21 protein-coding genes are annotated in these 22,114 nt (G+C 43.4%); 17 read left to right on the plus strand and 4 right to left on the minus strand.

What is annotated here, in order from left to right:
• Nucleotides 1–57: 57 nt before the first annotated feature.
• The 9 genes from QZ998_RS01085 to QZ998_RS01125 all read left to right on the plus strand — a co-directional run bounded on the left by QZ998_RS01085 (nt 58) and on the right by QZ998_RS01125 (nt 9,784).
• A complete protein-coding gene (locus QZ998_RS01085; RefSeq protein ID WP_296557335.1) occupies nt 58–1,128 on the plus strand; it encodes a histidine kinase in 1,071 nt (356 codons plus the stop codon).
• A gap of 50 nt (nt 1,129–1,178) precedes the next feature.
• The gene (locus QZ998_RS01090) at nt 1,179–1,802 is read left to right on the plus strand and encodes a response regulator transcription factor (RefSeq protein ID WP_296557337.1); all 624 of its coding nucleotides are present in this window, start codon (nt 1,179–1,181) and stop codon (nt 1,800–1,802) included.
• A gap of 42 nt (nt 1,803–1,844) precedes the next feature.
• Entirely contained in the window at nt 1,845–3,371 is a 1,527-nt protein-coding gene (gene cls, locus QZ998_RS01095) for a cardiolipin synthase (protein ID WP_296557339.1), read from the plus strand.
• A gap of 66 nt (nt 3,372–3,437) precedes the next feature.
• Nucleotides 3,438–4,226, plus strand: coding sequence for a carbon-nitrogen family hydrolase (locus tag QZ998_RS01100; RefSeq protein ID WP_296557340.1), 789 nt, complete (start codon nt 3,438–3,440; stop codon nt 4,224–4,226).
• Nucleotides 4,227–4,463: 237 nt separating this feature from the next.
• Entirely contained in the window at nt 4,464–5,636 is a 1,173-nt protein-coding gene (locus tag QZ998_RS01105; RefSeq protein ID WP_296557341.1) for a leucine-rich repeat protein, read from the plus strand.
• Nucleotides 5,637–5,831: 195 nt separating this feature from the next.
• The gene (locus tag QZ998_RS01110; RefSeq protein WP_296557343.1) at nt 5,832–7,100 is read left to right on the plus strand and encodes a hypothetical protein; all 1,269 of its coding nucleotides are present in this window, start codon (nt 5,832–5,834) and stop codon (nt 7,098–7,100) included.
• A 283-nt stretch (nt 7,101–7,383) separates the two neighbouring features.
• On the plus strand, nt 7,384–7,932 hold the full coding sequence (locus QZ998_RS01115; protein WP_296557345.1) for a TetR/AcrR family transcriptional regulator C-terminal domain-containing protein: 549 nt from the start codon (nt 7,384–7,386) through the stop codon (nt 7,930–7,932).
• A gap of 218 nt (nt 7,933–8,150) precedes the next feature.
• A complete protein-coding gene (locus QZ998_RS01120; RefSeq protein ID WP_296557347.1) occupies nt 8,151–9,299 on the plus strand; it encodes an iron-containing alcohol dehydrogenase in 1,149 nt (382 codons plus the stop codon).
• Nucleotides 9,300–9,376: 77 nt separating this feature from the next.
• Nucleotides 9,377–9,784, plus strand: coding sequence for a heme-binding protein (locus QZ998_RS01125; RefSeq protein ID WP_296557349.1), 408 nt, complete (start codon nt 9,377–9,379; stop codon nt 9,782–9,784).
• Nucleotides 9,785–9,962: 178 nt separating this feature from the next.
• Here QZ998_RS01125 and QZ998_RS01130 read toward each other — a convergent pair whose 3' ends face one another.
• A complete protein-coding gene (locus tag QZ998_RS01130) occupies nt 9,963–10,832 on the minus strand; it encodes a polysaccharide deacetylase family protein (protein WP_296557351.1) in 870 nt (289 codons plus the stop codon).
• A 358-nt stretch (nt 10,833–11,190) separates the two neighbouring features.
• Between QZ998_RS01130 and QZ998_RS01135 the strand changes: the two genes are divergently transcribed.
• The 4 genes from QZ998_RS01135 to QZ998_RS01150 all read left to right on the plus strand — a co-directional run bounded on the left by QZ998_RS01135 (nt 11,191) and on the right by QZ998_RS01150 (nt 14,959).
• Entirely contained in the window at nt 11,191–12,108 is a 918-nt protein-coding gene (locus QZ998_RS01135; RefSeq protein ID WP_296557353.1) for an AEC family transporter, read from the plus strand.
• 165 nt (nt 12,109–12,273) lie between these two features.
• Nucleotides 12,274–12,810 carry a DUF2284 domain-containing protein gene (locus tag QZ998_RS01140; RefSeq protein WP_296557354.1) on the plus strand — a complete coding sequence of 179 codons (537 nt, stop codon included), beginning with the start codon at nt 12,274–12,276 and terminating at the stop codon, nt 12,808–12,810.
• Nucleotides 12,811–13,269: 459 nt separating this feature from the next.
• Nucleotides 13,270–13,899 carry a corrinoid protein gene (locus tag QZ998_RS01145; protein ID WP_296557355.1) on the plus strand — a complete coding sequence of 210 codons (630 nt, stop codon included), beginning with the start codon at nt 13,270–13,272 and terminating at the stop codon, nt 13,897–13,899.
• A gap of 82 nt (nt 13,900–13,981) precedes the next feature.
• Nucleotides 13,982–14,959, plus strand: a complete 978-nt coding sequence (locus QZ998_RS01150) for a uroporphyrinogen decarboxylase family protein (RefSeq protein ID WP_296557357.1) — start codon at nt 13,982–13,984, stop codon at nt 14,957–14,959.
• A 91-nt stretch (nt 14,960–15,050) separates the two neighbouring features.
• On the opposite strand, the gene QZ998_RS01155 is transcribed toward QZ998_RS01150, so the two are convergent.
• Nucleotides 15,051–15,461, minus strand: a complete 411-nt coding sequence (locus QZ998_RS01155) for a hypothetical protein (protein ID WP_296557358.1) — start codon at nt 15,459–15,461, stop codon at nt 15,051–15,053.
• A gap of 188 nt (nt 15,462–15,649) precedes the next feature.
• Between QZ998_RS01155 and QZ998_RS01160 the strand changes: the two genes are divergently transcribed.
• The 4 genes from QZ998_RS01160 (at nt 15,650) to QZ998_RS01175 (ending at nt 20,849) form a co-directional block, all read left to right on the plus strand.
• On the plus strand, nt 15,650–16,381 hold the full coding sequence (locus QZ998_RS01160) for a LytTR family DNA-binding domain-containing protein (RefSeq protein ID WP_296557360.1): 732 nt from the start codon (nt 15,650–15,652) through the stop codon (nt 16,379–16,381).
• Nucleotides 16,371–17,786, plus strand: coding sequence for a sensor histidine kinase (locus QZ998_RS01165; RefSeq protein WP_296557361.1), 1,416 nt, complete (start codon nt 16,371–16,373; stop codon nt 17,784–17,786). Before QZ998_RS01160 ends, QZ998_RS01165 begins: the two co-directional genes overlap by 11 nt.
• A 111-nt stretch (nt 17,787–17,897) precedes the next feature.
• Entirely contained in the window at nt 17,898–18,926 is a 1,029-nt protein-coding gene (locus QZ998_RS01170) for a 3-deoxy-7-phosphoheptulonate synthase (protein ID WP_296557362.1), read from the plus strand.
• A 198-nt stretch (nt 18,927–19,124) separates the two neighbouring features.
• A complete protein-coding gene (locus tag QZ998_RS01175) occupies nt 19,125–20,849 on the plus strand; it encodes a diguanylate cyclase (RefSeq protein WP_296557363.1) in 1,725 nt (574 codons plus the stop codon).
• Between the two features lie 145 nt (nt 20,850–20,994).
• On the opposite strand, the gene QZ998_RS01180 is transcribed toward QZ998_RS01175, so the two are convergent.
• Together QZ998_RS01180 and QZ998_RS01185 are read right to left on the minus strand one after the other, a co-directional pair.
• Nucleotides 20,995–21,582: an alpha/beta hydrolase gene (locus tag QZ998_RS01180; RefSeq protein ID WP_296557366.1), complete on the minus strand. Its 588-nt coding sequence runs from the start codon at nt 21,580–21,582 to the stop codon at nt 20,995–20,997.
• Nucleotides 21,583–21,612: 30 nt separating this feature from the next.
• Nucleotides 21,613–21,780: an alpha/beta hydrolase gene (locus QZ998_RS01185; RefSeq protein WP_296557364.1), complete on the minus strand. Its 168-nt coding sequence runs from the start codon at nt 21,778–21,780 to the stop codon at nt 21,613–21,615.
• Nucleotides 21,781–22,114: the final 334 nt, after the last annotated feature.

A 22,114-nucleotide genomic window follows, 5' to 3' on the forward strand; every position in this document is an offset into this window, starting at 1 on the left:
GCGACGATATTGATGAGCACAAAATTTAGGGAATGATTCTGATAAGGGCAGGTAATGATGAATAAGCTAATTGATAAACTGATTATTTTTGGGTTCTGTCTGGCCTTATACCTGACCACCGTTGATAAGCTACTGCTGATTGCCCCGGTGCTGGTAGCAGTGATTTTTGGGGCGGCTTCAAGCTATGTCAAAGAAGGACCGGTAACGGTGGCTTTGTTTGTTGGCTATCTGGTGATCTGCTTTATTGAGCCGGCTTATCTTCTGTTTGTACCGCTAATTGGCTATGACGTTCTGATTTCTCGCTACAAATGGCTGTGGACGTTGGTGCTGCTGCCGGCAGCAACGGGCTTCGCCGAACTGAGCGGCACCGCGGTGGTGCTGATTCCGGTTTTTATGCTGGTGGCCTATTTACTAAAAAAAAGAACCCTCTCCCTGACTACCTTAAAACAGCAATACAATGCCCTTCGGGACAGCAGCAGGGAAGCCGCCTTGCAGCTTGAAAAAAAGAATAAATTACTAATGGAAAAGCAGGACTACGAACTCAACCTGGCCACCCTGAGTGAACGTAACCGGATTGCCCGCGATATTCATGACAACGTCGGCCATATGTTGTCACGGAGCATCCTCCAAACTGGAGCGCTACTGGCAATTAGTAAAGAAGCCCAGACTCGTGAAGGCCTGCTTCAAATTAAAGAAACCCTTTCCGAAGCGATGGACAGTATCAGAAGCAGCGTCCACGATCTCCACGATGAGTCGCTTAACTTGCAGGTGGAACTACAGACACTGATTAAAAATTTTGAGTTTTGTCCAGTCAAATTTGACTATGATGTCGAAATGGCGCTCGATAAAGAAGTGAAATATTGTTTTGTGGCGGTGGTCAAGGAAGCATTTTCGAATATCATCCGCCATTCTAATGCCACCGAAGTAGTCCTGATTGTCCGCGAACACCCGGGGCTGATTCAGCTGGTGGTACAGGATAACGGCACCACCAGGGTAAAGCCGGACAATTCCGGGATTGGCCTTAACAATATCAGCGATCGGGTCGCGGTGCTTAATGGCAATGTCCATATCTCGGCTGAGCGGGGCTTTCGGATCTTTATCTCGGTGCCAAAAAATCAATCATTTTAATAGAAAGCAGAAAATAGAAAATAGAAAAAAATAAAAGTACCGGAGGAACCATGAAAATACTTGTTGTCGATGATGACCGGCTAGTTTGTGCTTCGCTAAAGACGATTATCGAAGCCCATGGCGATATTGAAGTGATTGGCATCGGCCACAATGGTCAAGAAGCGATTGCCTTATACCAAAAACTCAAACCAGATGTGCTGCTAATCGACATCCGCATGGCGGTGATGACCGGGCTCGAAGCCGCGGCAATTATCCTAGCGGCTGACGAAGCGGCGCGGATCTTATTCTTAACTACCTTTTTAGATGACGAATATATTATCAAAGCCCTTAAACTAGGGGCAAAAGGCTATCTGATTAAACAGAACTTTGAAAGTATTGTGCCCGCATTAAGAGCCGTCCAGACAGGGCAAAGTGTTTTTGGCGCGGATATTGTAACAAAGATACCTGCTTTGATACACAGTGGTGAACCCAAGCGGGAAAATGGTCTTTCGCTTAGTGACAAGGAAATGGAGCTGATCGATCGGGTCGCCCAGGGGCTTAGCAATCGCGAGATTGCCGAGAGCCTCTATTTAAGTGAAGGAACCGTCAGAAATCGGATCAGCGTTATCTTGGAAAAGCTGAATCTCCGCGATCGCACCCAGCTGGCCATCTTTTTCTATAAAAACTTGGCTTGAGGGACTGCTATATAAATAGAATAGAATGAAAAAGAGGTAAAAATGAAAAGTTCATCGGATCATTTTCAAAGTTTGTTCAGGTTTTTAGTCAATATCGTTTTGATACTATTGCAATTGAGTATCATCGGATTGATTATTTTGCAGTTTTCTGAAGATGCACTGTATGGTTATTGGCTGGTTGAGGGGTTGGCCGTTCTGGTCGTGCTGAATATTGTCTATCGTAAAAAGACCGCCGCCTATAAGATTTCCTGGATTATTTTTGTGCTGATTCTTCCGGCGGTAGGGATCGTCCTTTATTTTATCTGGGGACGGCATCGGGTGCCGAAAAAATTTCAAAAAAGATGGGATATTGTCAATCAACGCACCTTTTTAACAATCCCACAAAATCAGGCCGTTTTTGAATCCATTGATGACAAGGGGATCAAAAAACAGGTCGAGCTGGTTCATCGGCTGGGGGATCTGCCGGTTTGGAATAATACCAAAAGCAAGTATTTAAAACTGGGAGAGGAGATGCATCGGGCCAATCTGCAAGCGATCAAAAGCGCCGAGAGATTTATTTTTCTGGAATACTTTATTGTCACCGGTGGAAAAATGTATGACGAGCTAATGGCGGCCCTCTATGAAAAAGCCGCCGCCGGGGTAGAAATCCGGATGATGGTCGATGAGATGGGCAGTTTATCAACCCTGCCCAAAGATTTTTACAAGAATTGTGCCGCCCATCAGATTAACAGCATTCCCTATAATCCTTTATCGCCATCACTGTTTAAATTTATCAGTTTTCGCGATCATCGTAAAATGACGATCGTCGATGGCCGGGTCGCAATTACCGGGGGGATCAACATTGGCGATGAATATATCAATGAAAAAGTCCGCTTTGGCCATTGGAAAGATATGGCCATCCGTCTTGAAGGTGAGGCGGTTTTTAGCCTGACGACGATGTTTATTAATATGTGGGATTATTCTACCGGGGAGGTCTCCCAACTGGAGGACTTTAAGGCGACCACTGCGCCGGTAGCGGCAAATGAACTGGTGATGCCCTTTTGCGATGGCCCGATGAACCCCCGAAATCCGGCCGCCAACATCTACATGAAGATTTTTGCTAACGCCAAGGATTATCTTTATATCACCACCCCCTATCTGATTCTCGATACCGACTTGACGAATTGTATCTTGCTGGCCGCCCGCAGCGGTGTCGATGTCCGGATCATTACCCCGGGCATACCCGACAAGAAGCTGGTTTACGCGACCACCCGCGCCTTTTACGGGGATCTGCTGGCAGAGGGGGTGCGGATCTATGAATATGCCCCAGGCTTTGTTCATGGCAAGGTTATGGTGACGGATGATCAGGTCGCCATTGTCGGATCGATCAATATGGATTATCGCAGTTTGATCTGGAATTACGAATGCGGCACCTGGATCTCCGGTTCACAGACGGTGCTCGATATCAAAGCCGATCTGCTCGAGTGCATCGCGGTCAGTCGCGAAGTATGTTATGCTGAATGGGAAAAAATCTCGTTTGTAAAAAAAGTTGGGCAAGCGGTGTTAAGAATCATGGCACCATTGATGTAGTCAAAATAGAGCGGAAATAAAGAAGAAATAAAGAAGAAATAAAGAAGAAATAGAGAGGAGATTTTGATGAAAATATCTGCAATCCAAATGAATGTGGTCTTAAAAAAGCTAGAAAGCAATTATCACAATGCCGAGGTCTTAATCCGCAAGGCCGCCGCAGCCGGGGCTGATGTAGCGGTACTGCCGGAAATGTGGAGCGGCGGATTTATTACCGATGGTCTCGACGAGCGGCTAGCCGATCTTGATGGCAACCGGGCCAAGGCGTTTTTAAGTCAGTTGGCGGCGGAACTAAAGATCAATATTGTCGGCGGGTCGGTGGCGACAAAAAAAGCCGGGAATTATTATAATACCACTTACGTGACCGACCGCCAGGGATACATTATTGCTGACTACGACAAGGCGCATCTGTTTAGTTTTGCCGGCGAGGATCAGCGTTTTAGGGCGGGAAATCAACTGGTCACCTTTAGCCTTGACGGGAATCCCTGCGGGATTATCATCTGTTATGAGATCCGTTTTCCCGAGTGGGCTAGAAAACAGGCTCTGGCTGGGACGAAAGTGCTCTTTGTCCCGGCCGAGTGGCCGCTGCCCCGGGTCGGCCACTGGCGGGTGCTCAACCAGGCTCGGGCGATTGAAAACCAGATCTTTGTGGTTGCCGTCAACGGCTGCGGCGCAGCCGTCAAGGATCAGCAGAACGCCGGTAATTCATTAATTATTGATCCCCAGGGAAAACTGCTGGCCGATGCCGGTCCCGAACCCCAAGAAAAGCTGATCTTTGCTAGTCTCGAGCTGGCCGATCTGGATCAAGCCAGAAATAATATGACCGTCTTTAAAGACCGCAGAAGTGATCTTTATTAGGAAAGTAAAGCAATCAAATAAAAAGCAATCAAATAAGAAAACAGCAAAGACTCGTTACCAGATGGCGAGTCTTTTTTGATGTTCAAATATAATCGAATAAACCGTTTAAAATCCTTACGCCAGGGTATGATGACGATAACAGTTAGAAGCGACGGTTTTGGGGTTGCCTGGCTTGCGGAATTGAGCTTTAGAGCGATCAAATGGTTAGGCGAATCGATTAAAAAAGGAGGCTAAAAAATGATTCGGATTGGAAAACAAGTCTTCAGCTGGCTGATCATTTTAAGTATCGGTATCAGTCTACTGCCAATGGCAGTGATTGCGGAAGGACAAAATCAGGACCCCGGAATGTCTCAAAAGCAAGCAATTGAAGTAATTGACGAGAGTCAGAACTTAGATCTTGGCGAGGATCTATCGGAGATATCAACGGACAGTATTCATTCCGGTGATTACTGGTATGATATTATTGCTGGTGGCATCAGAATTGTATCCTATGCTGGAAGCGGTGGCAATGTCGATATTCCAGCGACCATTGATGGTAAAACAGTATTGGAAATTGGTAATGATGCCTTTAACGGAAGAACAAGTTTAACTGGTATTAATTTGCCCAACAGTGTCAAAAGTTTGGGGATGCGTTCCTTTTATAATTGCCCCAACCTTGATTCGGTCTTTTTAGGTAATGGCTTGGTGACCATCGGAAATGGTTCCTTTTGGGGGGCGAAATCCTTAACCAGCATTATTATTCCCCATACAGTTACCGCTATTGGCTATGCCGCCTTTACCAACTGCCCAGCCCTGAAAAAAATATCTTTCTTCAACAATGCAACAAGTTTTGACGGTCAGATTTTTGGGCTGGTACCAGAAGTGACTATTTTTGGATATCCCGGTTCCACCGCTGATTCCTATGCTTATGCTAACTTGAGACCCTTTGTGAGCTTGCCGTCCTCCTATGTGGATGTCTATTATTCCACCCACGTTCAGAATGTCGGCTGGCAGATTTCAAAAAAGAATGGCACAATCAGTGGCACCGTGGGACAGGGTCTAAGATTGGAAGGGATCAAAATACTGGTTGATAACAGCGAAGTCAATGTCGTGATCCAGTACCAGACCCATGTTCAAAATATCGGTTGGCAACCGATGGTCAGTAACGGCGCAATTAGCGGCACCACCGGACTAGGCCTGCGCCTGGAAGGGATAAAAATTGAACTCGATGGTGTCGACGTCGGTAAATATGACCTTTACTATCGTGTCCATGCCCAGAATTACGGTTGGCTGGACTGGGCCAAGAACGGAGCCAGTGCCGGAACCGAAGGCAAGGGTCTGCGCCTGGAAGGGATTCAGATCATCATAGTGCCGATCGACTCGGCTGCTCCGGGAGCAACGGCGGTGCCCTTTGTCAGCAGTCAGATTTGAATTAGGCAAAAAACGATGACCAGATGAAGCAATGCAAACGGCTAACAAAAAAAATAAATTTTTAAAATTTTTTTAATAATTGTGTTAGTCATAATAAAAAAGGGTAAAAAGAGTAGTGTAAACTATAACTGTGTAATTTCACACCAATTGTGGGGTGATGTACACAGAACAACTCTTGAAAGGAGGAATAGTGAAGTGAAGAAAATGTCGAAAATGATGGCTTTGTTGCTGGTAGTGGTAATGGTGTTGATGCTTGTACCTACGTCAGCATTTGCCGAAGAAGTGGTGGAAGAACCGACCCTAGTTGTATTAGCAGTTGAGGGTGCGCCGGTTGATGAGGTGTTAAACACTGCAGTTGAAGAACCAGTGGCTGAAGAACCAGTAGCTGAAGAACCAGCAGCTGAAGAACCGGTGGCTGAAGAGCCAGCAGTTGTGGAAACCGAAGCGTATGAGCCAGTGGCAGCAGAAGAGCCGGTTGCAGCAGCTCCCGTTGCTGAAGAAGCTGCAGTTGTGACAGCAGCAGCTGAAGAAGGCACCATTGAAGTTAAAGCAGTTACATTAGGCTTATGGCGAGATGCCGTAACATTTATTGATGTGCTACTTAACACTGTTGGCGCTGACTACTCATATGATGCAATCACCAATGCACTGACACTTAACAATTTTGTTGGAAAACAAGTTGTTGCAACGGATATGGGCAGTAATTTTGCCATGATCCTCAGTGGCATCAACGTGATCGCAAATGATACCGGTAGTGCAATTGACGTAACCGGTGATCTGACTATGGGCGGACCTGGCGAATTGACTGCTATTGGATCTACAAGAGCTATCCATGTAACAAATGGCGATCTTGTCCTTAATGATGGCGACTATGAACTGTTCGCAATGAACAACGTTGGCGATGTTACTGCAGTTGAGGTCACAAACGGCCATTTAATCATCAATGATGGTTGGATTGATGCGACAGCAATCAATACCGGAACTGGCGGAGCCTATGGTCTCTGGGCTGATTATGATGTTGCGATCAATGGCGGCGATATTGATGTCATTACCGAATCAATCAGCGGCCCAAGCATGGGTATTGGCGCTGGCGATGATGTCTTCGTAGATGGTGGATATACAACTGTCCGTTCTAGTACTCAAACAGGCATTGCAACTGCATTATATGCAGGTAGCTGGGTTGTTATCCGAGATGGTATCCTTGATCTTTGTGCTATGGGCGGCGTTGATCCTTTAGCTATTTATGGCGCTGAAGGCGTTTGGATCAGTCCTTGCTACGGTGATGTCGATCTTACCGCTTCTTGTTTATATTTAGAACCATATTGCGGATATTGCTGGCATACATCAGACAATCCTAAAACTGGTACTCAGGACATGGGACAAGATGCTTTAATGGCTACAATGGCACTATTGGCACTGATGGGTATGGCATATCTGATCAGCAAAAAAGAAATCAAAGCATAGACACGATTCACAAAAGAAATGCGGTGCAGCAGACTAAAACTAAAGTTTTTAGCTGACTTCATTTGTTATTAAAAAAAGAACTCCAATTTCTGATGGCTTCCTAAAGGAAAGCCCAGAGAAAGGAGTTCTTTTTCGTGTTACAAAAGATAGCCAGTATTATTTTAACCCAAATTGGTAAAATATTTCATTGACAGCGATTACGGAGATAGATAAGATTAACAATAACAAATAAACCGGTGATTAATCTTGGCAGATTCAAAATATTTAATGTAGAGGGATAGCAATGGATGCAAATGATCGAACAAAAGAACGGTTGGCCAAGGGGATAAAAACGCTGATGGTCAATAAACCCTTAGATAAAATAACCGTTAAGGAAATTGTAGATCAAAGTGAATTAACACGACAGACATTTTATCGCTATTTTCAGGATAAATATGATCTGGTTAATTGGTATTTTGATAAGTTGGCACAGCAATCAATCAAACAGATGGGGATCAGCCTGACTTTAGAAGAAGGATTGACTAAAAAATTTGCCTTTGTTCGAGCCGAAAAAGATTTTTTTGCGGCGGCCTTTAAATCCAGTGACTGCAATTCTATTTATGATTATGATTTGAATCTGATTAAGGATTATTATACCAATCGGATTGTTAAAAAAACCGGGAAACCACTAGAAGCGGATGATCAATTTTTGTTGGAGATGTATTGTCAGGGATCCATGGATATGACCTTTAAATGGGTTACCGAAGGGATGGTGATGGAGCCGGCTGAGTTTGCTAAACTGCTGATCGATGCGATTCCGGAAAAGCTCAGACAATATCTGTTATTTTTGTAGATGGAGCTATTATATATAGAAAGACCAATTTTTATCTGATGATCGGAGACATCGGACAAAGGTTGGTTTTTTTAGTTTCAGCCAGGTTACACTTTGGGAAAATTGTCACTTATGTGACACTTGCTGGTTAGTGTCAATTGAATCGACATAGAAATTTGATAAAATTAAGAAAGAAAATGTAACTGTTTACAGTTGCAAAATATTTGGAGGTACTTTAAATGGCAAGAACCTATTATTTTCCACCAGTAGTAATCATGGAACCCGGTGCAATCGAACTGATTGCAGGGGAAATCAAACGCATGAACGTCAAAAAAGCCTTAGTTGTAACCGATGAGGTCCTGATCGAAGCAGGTATTGTAAAAGAAGTATTAGACGTCTTGGATGATGCTGAATTGGCTTATGTCATCTTCTCAGATGTTAAACCAAACCCAACGGTTGCTAATGTCAACGCCGGTTACCAGGCATTACAGGATAACGCTTGTGATTATGTCATTAGTATCGGTGGTGGATCACCTCAGGATACCGCTAAGGGCATCGCCATTCTGGCAACCAACCCCGGCGATCTTCGCGATTACGAAGGGATTGGTAAAACCGCCAATAAATCGTTGCCCATCGTAGCCATTAATACGACAGCTGGAACCGCTAGTGAAGCGACCATTAACTATGTTATTACCGATGAGGATCGTAAACTGAAAATGGTTATTGTTGATCCGAATTGTCTGGCAGCGGTTGCTGTTAATGACCCAAACCTGATGGTTAAAATGCCAAAATCTTTGACCGCGGCTACCGGTATGGACGCCTTAACCCATGCCGTTGAAGGATACACCACCGCTGGTGCTTCCCGATTTACTGATTTATTTAACCTTGAAGCGATCAAAGCGATTTCTAGCAGCCTAAGAGCAGCGGTTGCCAACGGCGAAGATGTCGATGCCCGGGATGGCATGGCGTATGGTCAATTTGTAACCGGTATGGGCTTCTCAAACGGTGGATTGGGAATCGTTCACTCGATGGCACATCAGTTAGGAGGCTTCTATGATCTGCCTCATGGTGTTTGCAACGCCATTCTGCTGCCTTACGTCGTAGCCTATAATGCCGATGCAGTTGGCGATCGTTTAGCCGCAGTTGCACAAGCAATGGGTGTTGATACCGCGCACAAAAGCAAAGCAGAAATCAATGAATTGGCGATCGAAGCAATCAAAACATTATCAAAAGATGTTGGAATTCCATCGGGACTCGAAGAAATCGGCGTTAAAGAAGCAGATTTCAGTGAATTAGCGGATCTGGCACTGGCTGATATCTGCACCGGCGGAAATCCTAAATGCCCAACTAAAGAAGATGTGATTGCCATTTACAAGGCGGCTTTCTAAACCTAAGCAAGATTAAATAATCCAGTTTTAAGTGAACTTGTGAAAGAGGGGCAAACTAAAATTTGGAGGATGAGAAAATGACAACAACCGGAAAATTATTAGATATGGCAAAAAAAATGGCCGATGCGGCGGCAGCAAAAGCAATTGAAATCGATGTTCCAATGGTTATTGCAATCTGTGACAAACATGGTAACCCAGTGCTTTTCAACCGGATGGAAGATGCCTTGTTGGCAAGTATTGATATTGCAACAAACAAAGCTTACACAGCAGCGGCATTAAAATGCGGCAGCCATGAAGTGGCGGAAGCATCTAAAGAAGCAGGGCCATTATTTGGTCTGGCTTCCTGTGATAAGGGTCGGATGGTTGTTTTTGGCGGTGGAATGGTCATTAAAGAAGATGGCGTGATTATCGGTGCAATCGGCGTTAGTGGCGGAAGCGTTGCAGAAGATATGATCGTGGCCCAGGCTGGCTTAGACGTTCTCTAGAAAAATAGGTTCTATTGTCTAAATGAAGAGGATCTGTCCTAATTGGATAGATCCTCTTTTGTGCGATTATTTTTTAAAAGTCAGTTAGCGACGCAAATGTCTTTCCCGCGATTTGAGAAAATCGCGAAATTGCTTTATGGTAAAAGGCTCATCGATTGTCATTGGGAAGATTATTTTTCTAAAGCTCAAAATGTCGGGGATAGTGATAATCCTTTTCCATCGGTAAAAAGACATAACCTTCGGCCTGAAGGGTTTCGATCACTATTGGCATCGCTTTGCGGCTCGATTCTTTGAGCTCGGCATGTGACAAAACAACTGAGACATCATATTTGCGGCAGCCTTCAATAATTGTCTGGGCAATCACATCAGCGGGCGGCGGCTCAGCACAGCCATCACCGGAGGAGACATTCCAGTCACTGTAGTTCCAACCGCGGCTGACAATCCCTTCGACACAGGCCTCACTAGAATTAGTCGAGCCTCCGGGAAAACGGAAGACGTGGCTGGTTTCGGTTTGGCCGGTTATCGTTTTGTGAAACTGATCCAGCGCATCAACATCGGCAAAGAAGGCTTCCGGGTTATCATAGAGACTGTAGTCGTGGCTGCTGGTATGATTGGCCAGGGTATGACCTTCATCAATAATCCGACGATACATGGCTGCGGCATTTTCATTGTCGTGAAGGGTTGTAAAGAAGGTGGCTTTTACATCATAATCATAAAGGATATCGAGAAGCGCACCGGTATTGGCACTAGGACCATCATCGAAGGTTAGAAAGACGACCTTGATGCCGGCGGTGTCACCACTTCGCAGACGTGACTTGATATCAGCAAGGGGATCATCATCAGTATCAGAAGCGGGGGGATCGGTTTTGGTAATCGCACTGGGATAATTGTTTACCTTGGCCGGCTCTGATTTTGCCCCATTGGCTTGCGATGAATTAACCGTCTCAGACGTTTGGGCGACTTGTTTATGGGAATGGAAAGCGGTGGCTATTTTTGATGTTAAAAAAAACAATGATAGCGGGATCATCACCAAAAGCGTAAGACTCAAGACAGAAAAGGTCAGGAATCGGGGCAAGTTTTTTATTCTTAATTTTTTAGTGGATTTCTTTCGCATTGCTACCTCAATCATCACAAATCAGGTCAAAGCTACCAGCTTCATCTGCGGCAACCTGCCTAAGCTGATTGTAGCATAAAAATGAGCGAAATGTGAAATATATTTCTGGTTTTTTTAGAATTAAATAGAATTTTTTTCAATTCAAGAAGGCTTGACATAGATTTATAAAAGCAACGATTTCTGGCAGTTAGTCGAGTTTGTTAAAACGGTTACAGAAGTTGCCGGAATCATAATTGCCGGTTGAATTTACGCCAAGCTTATGATAGCCTATTCTTATTTGGAGGAGAAGCTTATGGACATCAACGTCGTGATTAATCAGATGTTGGAGTTGTTTATGATTCTGACATTAGGTTATCTTGCAACAAAGAAAAAGGTGGTCAGTCCGAAATTTGGAACCCAGCTTTCTAATTTTATTTTAAGCATTACCCTGCCATGTATGATGCTGGCTTCGGTGGCCTCCATACCCGAGCAGACAGATCACAAAGAAGTTCTGATGATGTTTGTGATCGCCATTCTTTTTTATCTGGTGATGCCCTTTATTGCCTATTTAATTGCCAGAATACTACTGGTAAAAAGAGAAGACCGCCATTTATACATGTATATGACGATCTGGTCGAACGTCGGTTTTATGGGTTTTCCTGTGATCGCATCTATTTTTGGAGAGGGGGCAATTTTTTACGCCACCATTTTTAATCTCATCTTCAATGTCAGCAACTTTACCCTTGGAATTATGCTGATGTCAAAAGACGGCATCAAAGCCTTGGATAGGAAGAAGTTTTTATCCCCGGGAATGATCGCTTCAATTGCCGCAGTGACGATGTTTGCCTTTAAGTTGAAACTCCCCGAGCTGGTCAATGATACCTTAAAAACCGTTGGCAGTACCACTTCAGCTTTGGCGATGATTGTCATTGGCATTGCCTTAGCAGGAATTCCGATTAAAAGTGTTTTTACCGAGATCAGACTTTATCCCTATGTGATTATCAAGCAGGTCCTGCTGCCCTTAAGTGCCTGGCTAGTTTTGAGAAATGTGATTACAAACCCCTACTTACTGGGAATCGTGATCGTCATTATTGCGATGCCGGTGGCGACTTCAGCAGTTCTTTTTGCCAACCGCTATGAAAATAATGTCGCTCTGGCGACCAAGGCGGTATTTATTACGACCCTGGCTTCAGTGGTCACCATTCCGATAATCAGTTACCTGCTGATGTGAATAAGCTTGTGCGGCGTGAATAAAGGGCTGGGCCTCATTTGTTTAAGCGATCGGACTGCAATCATTATTTAAGAAAAGACTATATTTATACGAAACGGTATGCTAGAATAGTTAGTAATTTAGTGGGAACTAAGAATGGTTCTTACAGAAACCGGAGAAATAATGATGGAATTAACAGAAGTATTAAATTTGGCCAATAGTAGTGGCTTTACCCGGGCAGCAGAACTTAAGGTGGCAACCATTGATTTAAATCCCCAGGTCAGACAAATGTGTGCTGACAACAAGTGTCAGATCTATGATACCAACTGGGCATGTCCGCCAGGATGCGGAAGCCTGGACGAATGCAGTAATAAGGTTAATCACTACAAGTATGGTGTAATTCTTCAAACCACCGGCGCATTGGAAGACAGTTTTGATTTTGAAGGTATGGAAGACATTAAGGAGAAGCACAACCAAAGCTTTGATCGACTGGTTAATGCGCTGTTTGACAAAAAAGCCGATATGCTGCCATTGGGCGACGGATGTTGCTCCTTATGTGAAAAATGTAGCTATCCCGATGAGGCCTGTCGTTTTCCCGAAAAGGCCTTCTCATCGATGGAAGCCTTTGGGATTCTGGTCAGCGACCTGTGTAAACTCAATAACCTGGACTATTACTATGGACCAAATACCCTTACCTATGTCGGTTGTGTATTGTTTAATTAAATCAGCCGATCAGTGAAGCAAACAATGATTATAGTTTTTGACTGGAATAGTCATAAAGCGCCCCTTAGCCAGATTCATTGAGGATAAGGGGCGCTTGCTTTTGATAGCGAAGCCTACAGTTTGAGAGCTGAAAAGCAGAGATGTGTAAAATTAACTTTTTTACTAATTAGTAAAAAGTTAATTTTTATAAATAAAGGTTGACATAAACTTTAAATTGATTTAAAATTTGATTAAGTCAAGGAGTACTAACCGAGAAAAAGGAATTATCAGTAAGCTTCTGAGCATGTCTGTAATCGCTGTCACCAAAAAAGATTTGCTATTTTTTTGATGACAGACTGGATTTGAGCAGTAAAGTATCTGACAAAAGGAAACCGTTCATTGGCACAGTTGGGGAAATCGTCAATCAAACCAATAGCGTGCTGAAGTATCATTAATAAATAATCAAACAGGAGGAAAAACATGTCAAAAATTCAAGAAGTCAAAGCAATGGTTGAAGCCGGAAAGTCTAAACTGGTGCCGGGACTGGTTCAGGAAGCCTTAGATGAAGGTCGTGCACCAACAGAAATTCTCCAAGCCATGGTAGATTCGATGAGCGTGGTTGGGGAAAAATTTTCAGCTGGAGATATTTTTGTGCCAGAAATGCTGATCGCAGCTAAGGCCATGTCAAAAGGTGTCGATGTGTTAAAACCCCTGATGGCTGGAGATCGATCGAACGCGCTGGGAACCTGTGTCATCGGTACCGTAGCTGGGGATCTTCACGATATCGGAAAGAATTTGGTTTCGATGATGATTGAAAGCGCCGGGTTTGAAATGGTTGATCTGGGAGTTGATGTATCAGCGGAAAGCTTTGTCCAGGCAGTTAAAGATAACGATAATGTCAAAATCGTCGCCTGTTCAGGACTGCTGACCACCACGATGCCAGCCTTAAAAGAAACCGTGGCCACCGTTAAAGCCGCTTACCCGGCGGTAAAAGTCATTGTTGGTGGAGCACCGGTTACGCCAGCATATGCCACTGAAGTTGGTGCCGATGGCTATGCCCCGGATGCCGGTAGCGCAGCGGTCAAAGCCAAAGAATTGGTAACGGCATAATCAGTACAAGGTATATTTATAAAAACTAGCCAAGCTCACGTAATTTCACAGATGCTTAGATCAAAATATAGGAGGTTTATACATGTTAACAAAAAGACAAAACCTATTAGAAACCATCAGAGGGGGAAAGCCTGATCGATTTGTAAAACAGTATGAGTTTATGAATCTGATTATGGAAGCACCAATCGGCGCGATGGTTGGCCCCGGTCAAACGATTAAAAATGGTTGGGGAATTACCTTTACCTGGCCGGAAGGACAATTAGGAGGGTTTCCAATTCATGACGATCAGCACAAGGTATTAAAAGATATTACTGACTGGAGAAATCAGGTTAAAGCACCAAGGGTCGAAACATCCGATGAAGCATGGGCAGCAGCGGTTGCCCATGCCAATGCCGTTGATCGCAATGAAGAGTTTGTAACTGCCTTTGTGGCACCGGGAATCTTTGAAATGACCCATCATCTGATGAGTATGGAAGATGCTTTGATGGCTCTGTATGAGGAGCCGGAAGATATGCATGATCTGATTGATTATCTGGTTGAATATGAACTGGCGTATGCCAAAGAAATGATCAGTCGGATCCATCCCGATTGTATCTTCCACCATGATGATTGGGGCAGCCAAATTTCTTCCTTTGTTTCGCCCCAAATGTTTGCCGAATTCTTTGTCCCGGCCTATAAAAAAATCTACGGCTTTTATAAAGACAACGGTGTTGAATTAATTGTTCACCATAGTGACTCCTATGCGGCCAATCTGGTTCCGGCGATGATTGAAATGGGGATTGACATCTGGCAGGGTGTGATGACCACCAACAACGTACCGGAGCTGATTAAAAAGTACGGCGGACAGATTTCCTTTATGGGCGATATTGACAGCGGTGTTGTTGATTTCCCGGGCTGGACCCCTGAAATTATTTTTGAAAAAACCAAAGAAGCCTGTGAACGCTGTGGAAAGCTCTACTTTATTCCGGGCGCAAGCCACGGCTTGAATTTTGGCTGCTTCCCGGGAGTTTATCAAGCGAATGATGAAGCCATTGACAAAATGACCGCGTTAATGTTCTGATTTAGAAACCTGACAAAAATTTTCTTTATTTTAACAAAAAAATAAAACCGCTGGAAAGATAATTTCCGGCGGTTTATTTTTTCGTTTTTTTTTACTTGAAGGAGGCTGTTGGATTGCCATTTTCGATTTTGAGGGTGATCTCCGAAACGGTGAATAAATCAATTTCTGACCATTCAACTGTTGTTCCGGCCGAGTCAGCAACCATCAGATCCCAGTATTGTTCATCGACATCGGTATCAAAGGCAATATCAGTAGAGCTTCCAGTTGGTAGGGTATTGGTGGTTAAGATATCCTCGCCCCAGCTTTCCTCGCCGGTTGGTGAAACAAAGACTGCGTAAATTTCAATCCCGGTTTCATTAACGATGGTGAAATCCTGGGAATAAACGGTAGCTTCGTCCGCTGAGGAAGAATCATCCGCTGCCGATGAACCGCCACAACCGGCAAGAATAAACACCGATAGGGCAAGAACCAAGAACACACTTAAAAATTTCATTTTTTTCATTTCTACACCTCTAAATAAGTTTATGTTAAAACTATCATAACAACAATTAGTCTACAGAACAATTCAATTTCACGAATAAAAATAGCGTTTCGCGCTGGATTTGAGGTCTAAATGAATTGTGAAAGAGCCTTGAATATGATAAAATTAGCAAAAACAGTCAATAAATCAATGGTCAGATGGAGGACAGCGTGGTTTATATAGCAGTTTGTGAAGATGAACAGGAGTGCCGGGATAAAATCAAAACGCACCTGAATAATTACGGAGTTAGCAATAATTATGATTTCGAGGTGGCTTTTTTTTCAGCAGCCGAGGAATTTTGGGAAAACTTTCAGGCGGGCTATTTCAATATCGTCTTTCTAGATATTTATCTGGAAAATGGTAACGGCATCGAGATTGGTAAAAAACTCCGGAGCCAAGGTGAGGCCTGTCAAATTGTCCTGATTACCTCAAGCAGGGATTTTGCTATCGAAGGGTTTGAGTTGGAAGCCCGACACTATATTATCAAGCCAATCACAGCAGAAGGAATTGGTGAAGCCCTGAATCGCTGCCTGGCAATGTTGTCAGAGGATAACACCGGGGTTTTAATTCCCGTTGGAAAACTTGAACTCGCGATTCGCCGGAAAGATATAATGTATGTGGAAGTTTTTAATAAGGTTTCTGTGATCCATACCACTCGGGAAGAAATTAAAACCTATATGCCCTTATCTCAGATTGAGAGCTTGTTGGGAGGCGCGCCTTTTTTGCGCTGCCACCGTTGCAGTATTGTTAACATGAATTTTATTACAGACTATACTACCACTGACTTTATCATGAAAAATGGCGATCAGGTCGCGATTCCAATAAGCAACAGTGTGGCAGTCCGACAAAAATATCTGGACTTTGTATTCAACCGATTAAGGGGTGCAGCTGATGCCCAGTAATAGTCTTAATATCATCTGGGGGATTGGCTTGTCAATTTTGCCCTATTTTATTTTAGCTTTTATTCCAGTATGGGATCAGCTCCGGTATTCCAAGAAAATGGTCATTTTCCTTGCAAGCCTGTGCATGGTGCTAAATATTGTATCCGTAATATTGATCATCGCATGGGTGCCGGAATGGGATCGGTTACGTTTTTTTCACAGCGTTTTTTTCCTGCTTTTATATCTTGGGGTTTATACGGCGGTGGTTCAGGGAACACCCTCTAAACTCTTGTTTGTCGGATTTCTGGTCAAAAGCTACGCCGATTTTATCGTCAACATGGCCAAATATCTGGAGGTTTCCTTCGTGATCGATGGACTTAAGCAGGTCTATATCCAGACCTCCTATTCTTTTTACTTTAACCTGTTTCAGTGTGTAATCTTAATGCTAACCTATCCGCTGATCTGGATTTTCTTCAGAAAAAAAATCGGCCAGGTGATGCAGACCCATAACAAAGCATGGGGATATCTGTGGATTATCCCGATGGTCTACTACATTATCAGTTTGGCATTCGGGGCGATGAAGGTCGAACTGATTGCCAATTGGCAGTTTTTGGTCTTTAATATGGTATCCTTTTTTGGTTTTTATCTGATCTATTATGTCGTCATTGAAATGTTAGAACAATCTCAGAAAAATATGATTTTAATGGAAAGTAATGAAACGATCAAACAGCAACTGTTGTTTCAGTCGGAATACTATAAAAAATTTGGCGAGTGCATTGAAGAAACCCGCAAAGGTGAACATGACCTGCGTCATCATCTTAATACCGTGTTGGGGTTAATCAAACAGCAGAATAGCCAGAAGGCGGAAAACTATCTTTGCCAACTGCTTGGCAATCGATTGAGTATTTCCGATGTGATCCACTGCTCTAATGATGCAGTTAATGCGATACTCGGTTATTACGCCAATATTTGTAAGCAGGAAGGGATTGATTTTACCATTGAAACAATGGTTCCCGAGGATTTGGCAATCGATCAAACGGATTTATGTGTCGTTTTTGGAAATGTTCTGGAAAATGCCTTAGAAGCCAGTCGGCTCATCACAGCGGGTAAAAAAACGATTAAACTGTCATCGCAAGTGATCGGTAACAAGTTATTTATTGCGGTTGACAATCGCTTCGCTGGAGAAATTCGCAAAAAGAACGGTGTAATTCTTTCGCAAAAAAGAGCTGAAGCCGCGGGCGTCGGGATCGTTTCGGTGATCGCGATTGCTAAAAAATATGATGGCGAGGCACGCTTTGAAACGGAAGATCAGTTATTTCGGGTATCAATTGTTCTAGCCAATATCAATCAGAAAAAGGTTAGCGAAATTCCAAACTCACCAGTTGCTCGAGGAATCAATAATAAGTCTTGTCAGGTAGAACATTAATCTCTATAATAAAATACAATGAAAAATCCGGCCGATTCAATATCCAGGGCGAAACGGTGAGTAACAAGTAGATCGCCCGAAATATAAAAAACAGTTTAAAAGGGAGAATAAATGAGCTTTGAATTAATCCAGGAAATTCCATCACCCAGTGAAATTCTTAAGATGATGCCGCTGTCTGAAGCTGGCCAAAAAATAAAGGCCCAGCGGGATCAATTGATCAGAAATGTTTTTGAAGGAAAAGATGACCGTTTTATTTTAATTATTGGGCCTTGCTCTGCTGATAATGAAACCGCGGTAATTGATTACGTGAACCGACTAAGCGCTATTCAAAAAGAAGTGGCAGATAAGATTGTTATCATTCCGCGGATCTATACCAATAAACCGAGAACTACTGGCCAGGGATATAAGGGGATGCTCCACCAGCCGGATGCCAACAAAAAGGCCAATATGGTTGAGGGGATTAAAGCGATTCGGCAATTGCACATCCGCTCGATTGAAGAAACCGGCTTATCCTGTGCCGATGAAATGCTGTATCCGGAAAATTATGCGTATCTGGAAGATCTGCTCAGCTATGTGGCGATAGGTGCCCGATCGGTGGAAAATCAGAAGCACCGTTTAACTGTCTCCGGACTGGAAATCCCGGTCGGCATGAAAAACCCCACCAGCGGCGATATTACCGTGATGCTCAATTCCATTCAGGCCGGTCAGGCAGAACATACCTTTATCTATCGCGGCTGGGAAGTGAAAACCTCTGGAAATCCGTTGACTCATGCGATTATGCGGGGTTCAGTGGATCAGCATGGGCGTAACTATCCCAATTATCATTATGAGGACATGATCCACCTGATTAAACTCTATGAAAAGCGGGATTTTTCCTGTCCGGCGGTGATCATCGACTTAAATCATGCTAATTCTAACAAGCGTTTTAGCGAGCAGCCCCGAATCGCCCGGGAAGTCCTGCGTAATCGCCATTACGATGCCGACTTTAAAAAGTATGTTAAGGGTCTGATGATTGAAAGCTATATTGAAGAAGGCAATCAGCCAGTTGACGGCGGGATCTACGGAAAATCGATCACCGATTCCTGTCTCGGCTGGACAGCTTCAGAAGAATTGATTCGAACCATTGCAGAAAAAGTTTAGCTCAGAAAAAATACAAAAATAGAAAAAGCTGTCATCCGCTGGTCAGTAAGCGGATGACGGTTTTTTTATTGAAAAATTGCGACTTAGCCAATTAAACGACTAAAAAGAGCAACAAGGGGTATCTAGTAGGCAAACCCTATCATTAAAATGATTGAGTGAAAAAATAATTGTTGAAAGGGTTATGAAAAAATGAATCAGATGGTTAAGCAAAAAATCGCAGTGGCGAAGGAATGCATCATAAAGCTGTTTAGTCACTTAAAAAGGCAAACTGCCAATATCAAAAAAAATGGTGATGGTTACCGCGATCTCAACTATATAAAAAATCACTTATTCGATGATATCACCTTTTACTTTATTTTATTGGGCCCGGTGCTTTTCTTTTATGGTGCCTACTTATTTTTTGAAGAAGGTAAATATGTGGTATCAGCGATCGAATTCTCGCTGTATTTTGTATCGGTTTTTGTGCTCGTTAGTGGCAAAATCAATCTGCGAATTAAAAAACTATTTTTTCTGCTGACTGGTTATTTTGCCAGCATACTAGTGCTTATCGTGGCCGGGCCGATGGGGGCGGGAATGGTTTGTGTGACGGCGGTGCTGGTATTATCGGGCTCGTTGTTAGACAAAAACTGGGTTTTGAGATTTATCGCTTTTAATCTGGTGGCCTTTTTGATTATCACGGTCTTGTTGACCCGAGGTTTTTTTTACGAGTTTGCGATTGCCAATTATGGTTCGAGATGGCTGATCGTCGCAATTAGCAGTCAGCTACTTGGGATTGGCTTATTGTTTATCAATCAAAAAATATATACCGGGCTAGATAATCAGTCGAAAATGATTGCCAGCGCGAAAGAAAACCTGGAGGTAAGTGAACAGAAATACCGCTACCTCAGCTATCATGATCATCTGACCGGAGTCTACAATCGCTTATTCTGGGAGGAAGAGCAAAAGCGGATTGACAGTGGCGAGCAGCTGCCGATCTCGATCATTATTGGCGATATCAACGGGGTCAAACTGATGAATGATGCGTTTGGTCATGAAGCAGGGGATCGGATTATCATGGAAACGGCACGGATTATGAAAAGAAGCTGTCGTGACGGGGAGTTGATTGCCAGAATCGGTGGGGACGAATTCAGTATTCTGATGCCGAAAACATCCCGGGAAGCGGCATTAAAACGGATGGAACAAATTAAGGAGTCCTTTATATTGCATAATCGTCGGATTTTGAATGAGGCCTTTCATATCAATGTAGCCTTAGGATCGGGCACTAAAGAAAAACCCTATGGTGATTTAAAGCAAACTATTAAAAAAGCTGAATTGTATATGAATCAGCGCAAACTTCTGGAACAGCGCAGCTCTCACAGCGCGATCATCTCATCGATTAAGGCGACGATGTATGAGAAAAGCCATGAAACAGAGGAGCATTCCGAACGCTTGGCAGCCCTATCCCGAATGGTCGGGGAAGCCCTTGATCTTTCCCAAATTGAATTGGATAATTTGGAGATTCTGGCCACCCTTCATGATATTGGCAAGGTGGGAATTGATGATCGGATTCTCGGAAAACCGGGAAAATTGACCGACGAAGAATGGAGTGAAATGAAAAAGCATCCGGAAATCGGCTATCGTATCGCTACGGCTTCGCCTGAGCTGGTCTCCATTTCTGAGTATATTCTCAGCCATCATGAGCATTGGGACGGCAGCGGTTATCCGAAAGGGTTGGCAGGGGAGGAGATTCCACTGCTATCACGGATCATTGGAATAACCGATGCTTATGATGCCATGACAGAGAATCGCGTTTATAAAAAGGCGACGGATCGTGAAAGTGCGCTAGCTGAAATCAAGAAGAATGCCGGAACTCAGTTTGATCCTGAAATTGCTGAATTGTTTGTAAGAATGATGAATAAAATAGAAGCAGAAAAATCAATTTAGAGGAAAATTAATGATTAAATCAGGTGCACTAATGCGGCTGCTTCATTTATCCCAGGAAGCAGCCACATCTTTACTGCTAAAATATTTATATAATCGAACAGCATCACTGTGAATTTACAAAGTCAGAGGAATCGATAAAAAGGGATCACTGATCCAGAAATAAGTTGACAATTAAATTGAATTTATCGGGGTTTTGAAACATTAAACCATGCCCTGCATCGGGAATTAGAATGAGCTTGGAGTTGGGCAGTTTACTGGCTAAGTAGGCGGAATTTTCGGCGGGCAGAATCAGATCGTCCTTGCCGTCAATAACAAGGGTTTCGTGCTTTAGAAAGGGGATTCGGTTACAGGAGCCTTCCCATTTATTAATTGCTTCGGCCTGCTTGAGAATCACATCAGGATTCATTTTTCCCAGCGGCCGTTGAAAGACTTCCCGAATACGATCCTGGTTGCTTTTTATCCAGTCCGCAGGAAAAATCAGGCGCAACCATTCAAAACCCTTATCAGAAGGAATGCCCAGGGTGTTTTCAAGCTTGGAAAGTACCTTTGGCTCAGGTGGAAATATTTCCGGATGACAAAGCGAAGCGTAGAGAATTAGCTTGTTGACAACTTCGGGATGTCTTAAAGCTAATTCCTGGGCGATTGACGCGCCCATCGACCAGCCCAAGACATGAGCCTTTTCAATGTTTAAAGCAACCAGTAATTCATAGGTATCTTCAGAGAATTGCTCAATCGTAAAGTCTTTATGGCCGGAACTCGTTTCTCAGATGCCGCGGTTATCAAATATTATGACCCTGTATTTTTTGGCCAGCGACATCAGCAGTCGTTCCTCCCATAGGTTCATGGTACCGCCGTAGCCCATAATCAAAAGCAGCGGATAGCCGGTTCCGCAAATCCGGTAGCTCATATAAATGTCTTCAACTCTCACCATAACACCACCTCTTTTCACAAACTGCTGATTCTTATTTATATACCCACAAAGAAGGAAATTATTAACATATTGATGCAAAAAATTGTTCATCAAAAGCGATTGTCTTTTAGGTCGCTGTGACTGTATAAATACATGGAAATCAGGCTGTGCATTTGATATAATCATTTAAAAGACTGCGGTTTGTTTAATGGCAATAAAGCAATCTGGTAATATGTCAAGCGGTTATTTTTTAATGACAGAAACAAAAGATTGAGAAAGGGGTAACTTTAATAAACCCTGGTGTTTTCAAGAAAAAAACAGGTAAAAGAAAAAAGTATTTAGTTGATGTCAGCAA

Source organism: uncultured Acetobacterium sp., from assembly GCF_927416815.1.
Taxonomy (GTDB): domain Bacteria; phylum Bacillota; class Clostridia; order Eubacteriales; family Eubacteriaceae; genus Acetobacterium.

Bases quoted from the DNA above. Each gene is read 5' to 3' on its own strand.
- QZ998_RS01120 (WP_296557347.1), top strand. From the start codon at position 8,151: ATGGCAAGAACCTATTATTTTCCACCAGTAGTAATCATGGAACCCGGT.
- QZ998_RS01090 (WP_296557337.1), top strand. From the start codon at position 1,179: ATGAAAATACTTGTTGTCGATGATGACCGGCTAGTTTGTGCTTCGCTA.
- QZ998_RS01140 (WP_296557354.1), top strand. From the start codon at position 12,274: ATGGAATTAACAGAAGTATTAAATTTGGCCAATAGTAGTGGCTTTACC.
- QZ998_RS01135 (WP_296557353.1), top strand. From the start codon at position 11,191: ATGGACATCAACGTCGTGATTAATCAGATGTTGGAGTTGTTTATGATT.
- QZ998_RS01145 (WP_296557355.1), top strand. From the start codon at position 13,270: ATGTCAAAAATTCAAGAAGTCAAAGCAATGGTTGAAGCCGGAAAGTCT.
- QZ998_RS01165 (WP_296557361.1), top strand. From the start codon at position 16,371: ATGCCCAGTAATAGTCTTAATATCATCTGGGGGATTGGCTTGTCAATT.
- QZ998_RS01085 (WP_296557335.1), top strand. From the start codon at position 58: ATGAATAAGCTAATTGATAAACTGATTATTTTTGGGTTCTGTCTGGCC.
- QZ998_RS01125 (WP_296557349.1), top strand. From the start codon at position 9,377: ATGACAACAACCGGAAAATTATTAGATATGGCAAAAAAAATGGCCGAT.
- cls (WP_296557339.1), top strand. From the start codon at position 1,845: ATGAAAAGTTCATCGGATCATTTTCAAAGTTTGTTCAGGTTTTTAGTC.
- QZ998_RS01100 (WP_296557340.1), top strand. From the start codon at position 3,438: ATGAAAATATCTGCAATCCAAATGAATGTGGTCTTAAAAAAGCTAGAA.
- QZ998_RS01185 (WP_296557364.1), bottom strand. From the start codon at position 21,780: ATGGTGAGAGTTGAAGACATTTATATGAGCTACCGGATTTGCGGAACC.
- QZ998_RS01105 (WP_296557341.1), top strand. From the start codon at position 4,464: ATGATTCGGATTGGAAAACAAGTCTTCAGCTGGCTGATCATTTTAAGT.
- QZ998_RS01170 (WP_296557362.1), top strand. From the start codon at position 17,898: ATGAGCTTTGAATTAATCCAGGAAATTCCATCACCCAGTGAAATTCTT.
- QZ998_RS01175 (WP_296557363.1), top strand. From the start codon at position 19,125: ATGGTTAAGCAAAAAATCGCAGTGGCGAAGGAATGCATCATAAAGCTG.
- QZ998_RS01115 (WP_296557345.1), top strand. From the start codon at position 7,384: ATGGATGCAAATGATCGAACAAAAGAACGGTTGGCCAAGGGGATAAAA.
- QZ998_RS01150 (WP_296557357.1), top strand. From the start codon at position 13,982: ATGTTAACAAAAAGACAAAACCTATTAGAAACCATCAGAGGGGGAAAG.
- QZ998_RS01155 (WP_296557358.1), bottom strand. From the start codon at position 15,461: ATGAAAAAAATGAAATTTTTAAGTGTGTTCTTGGTTCTTGCCCTATCG.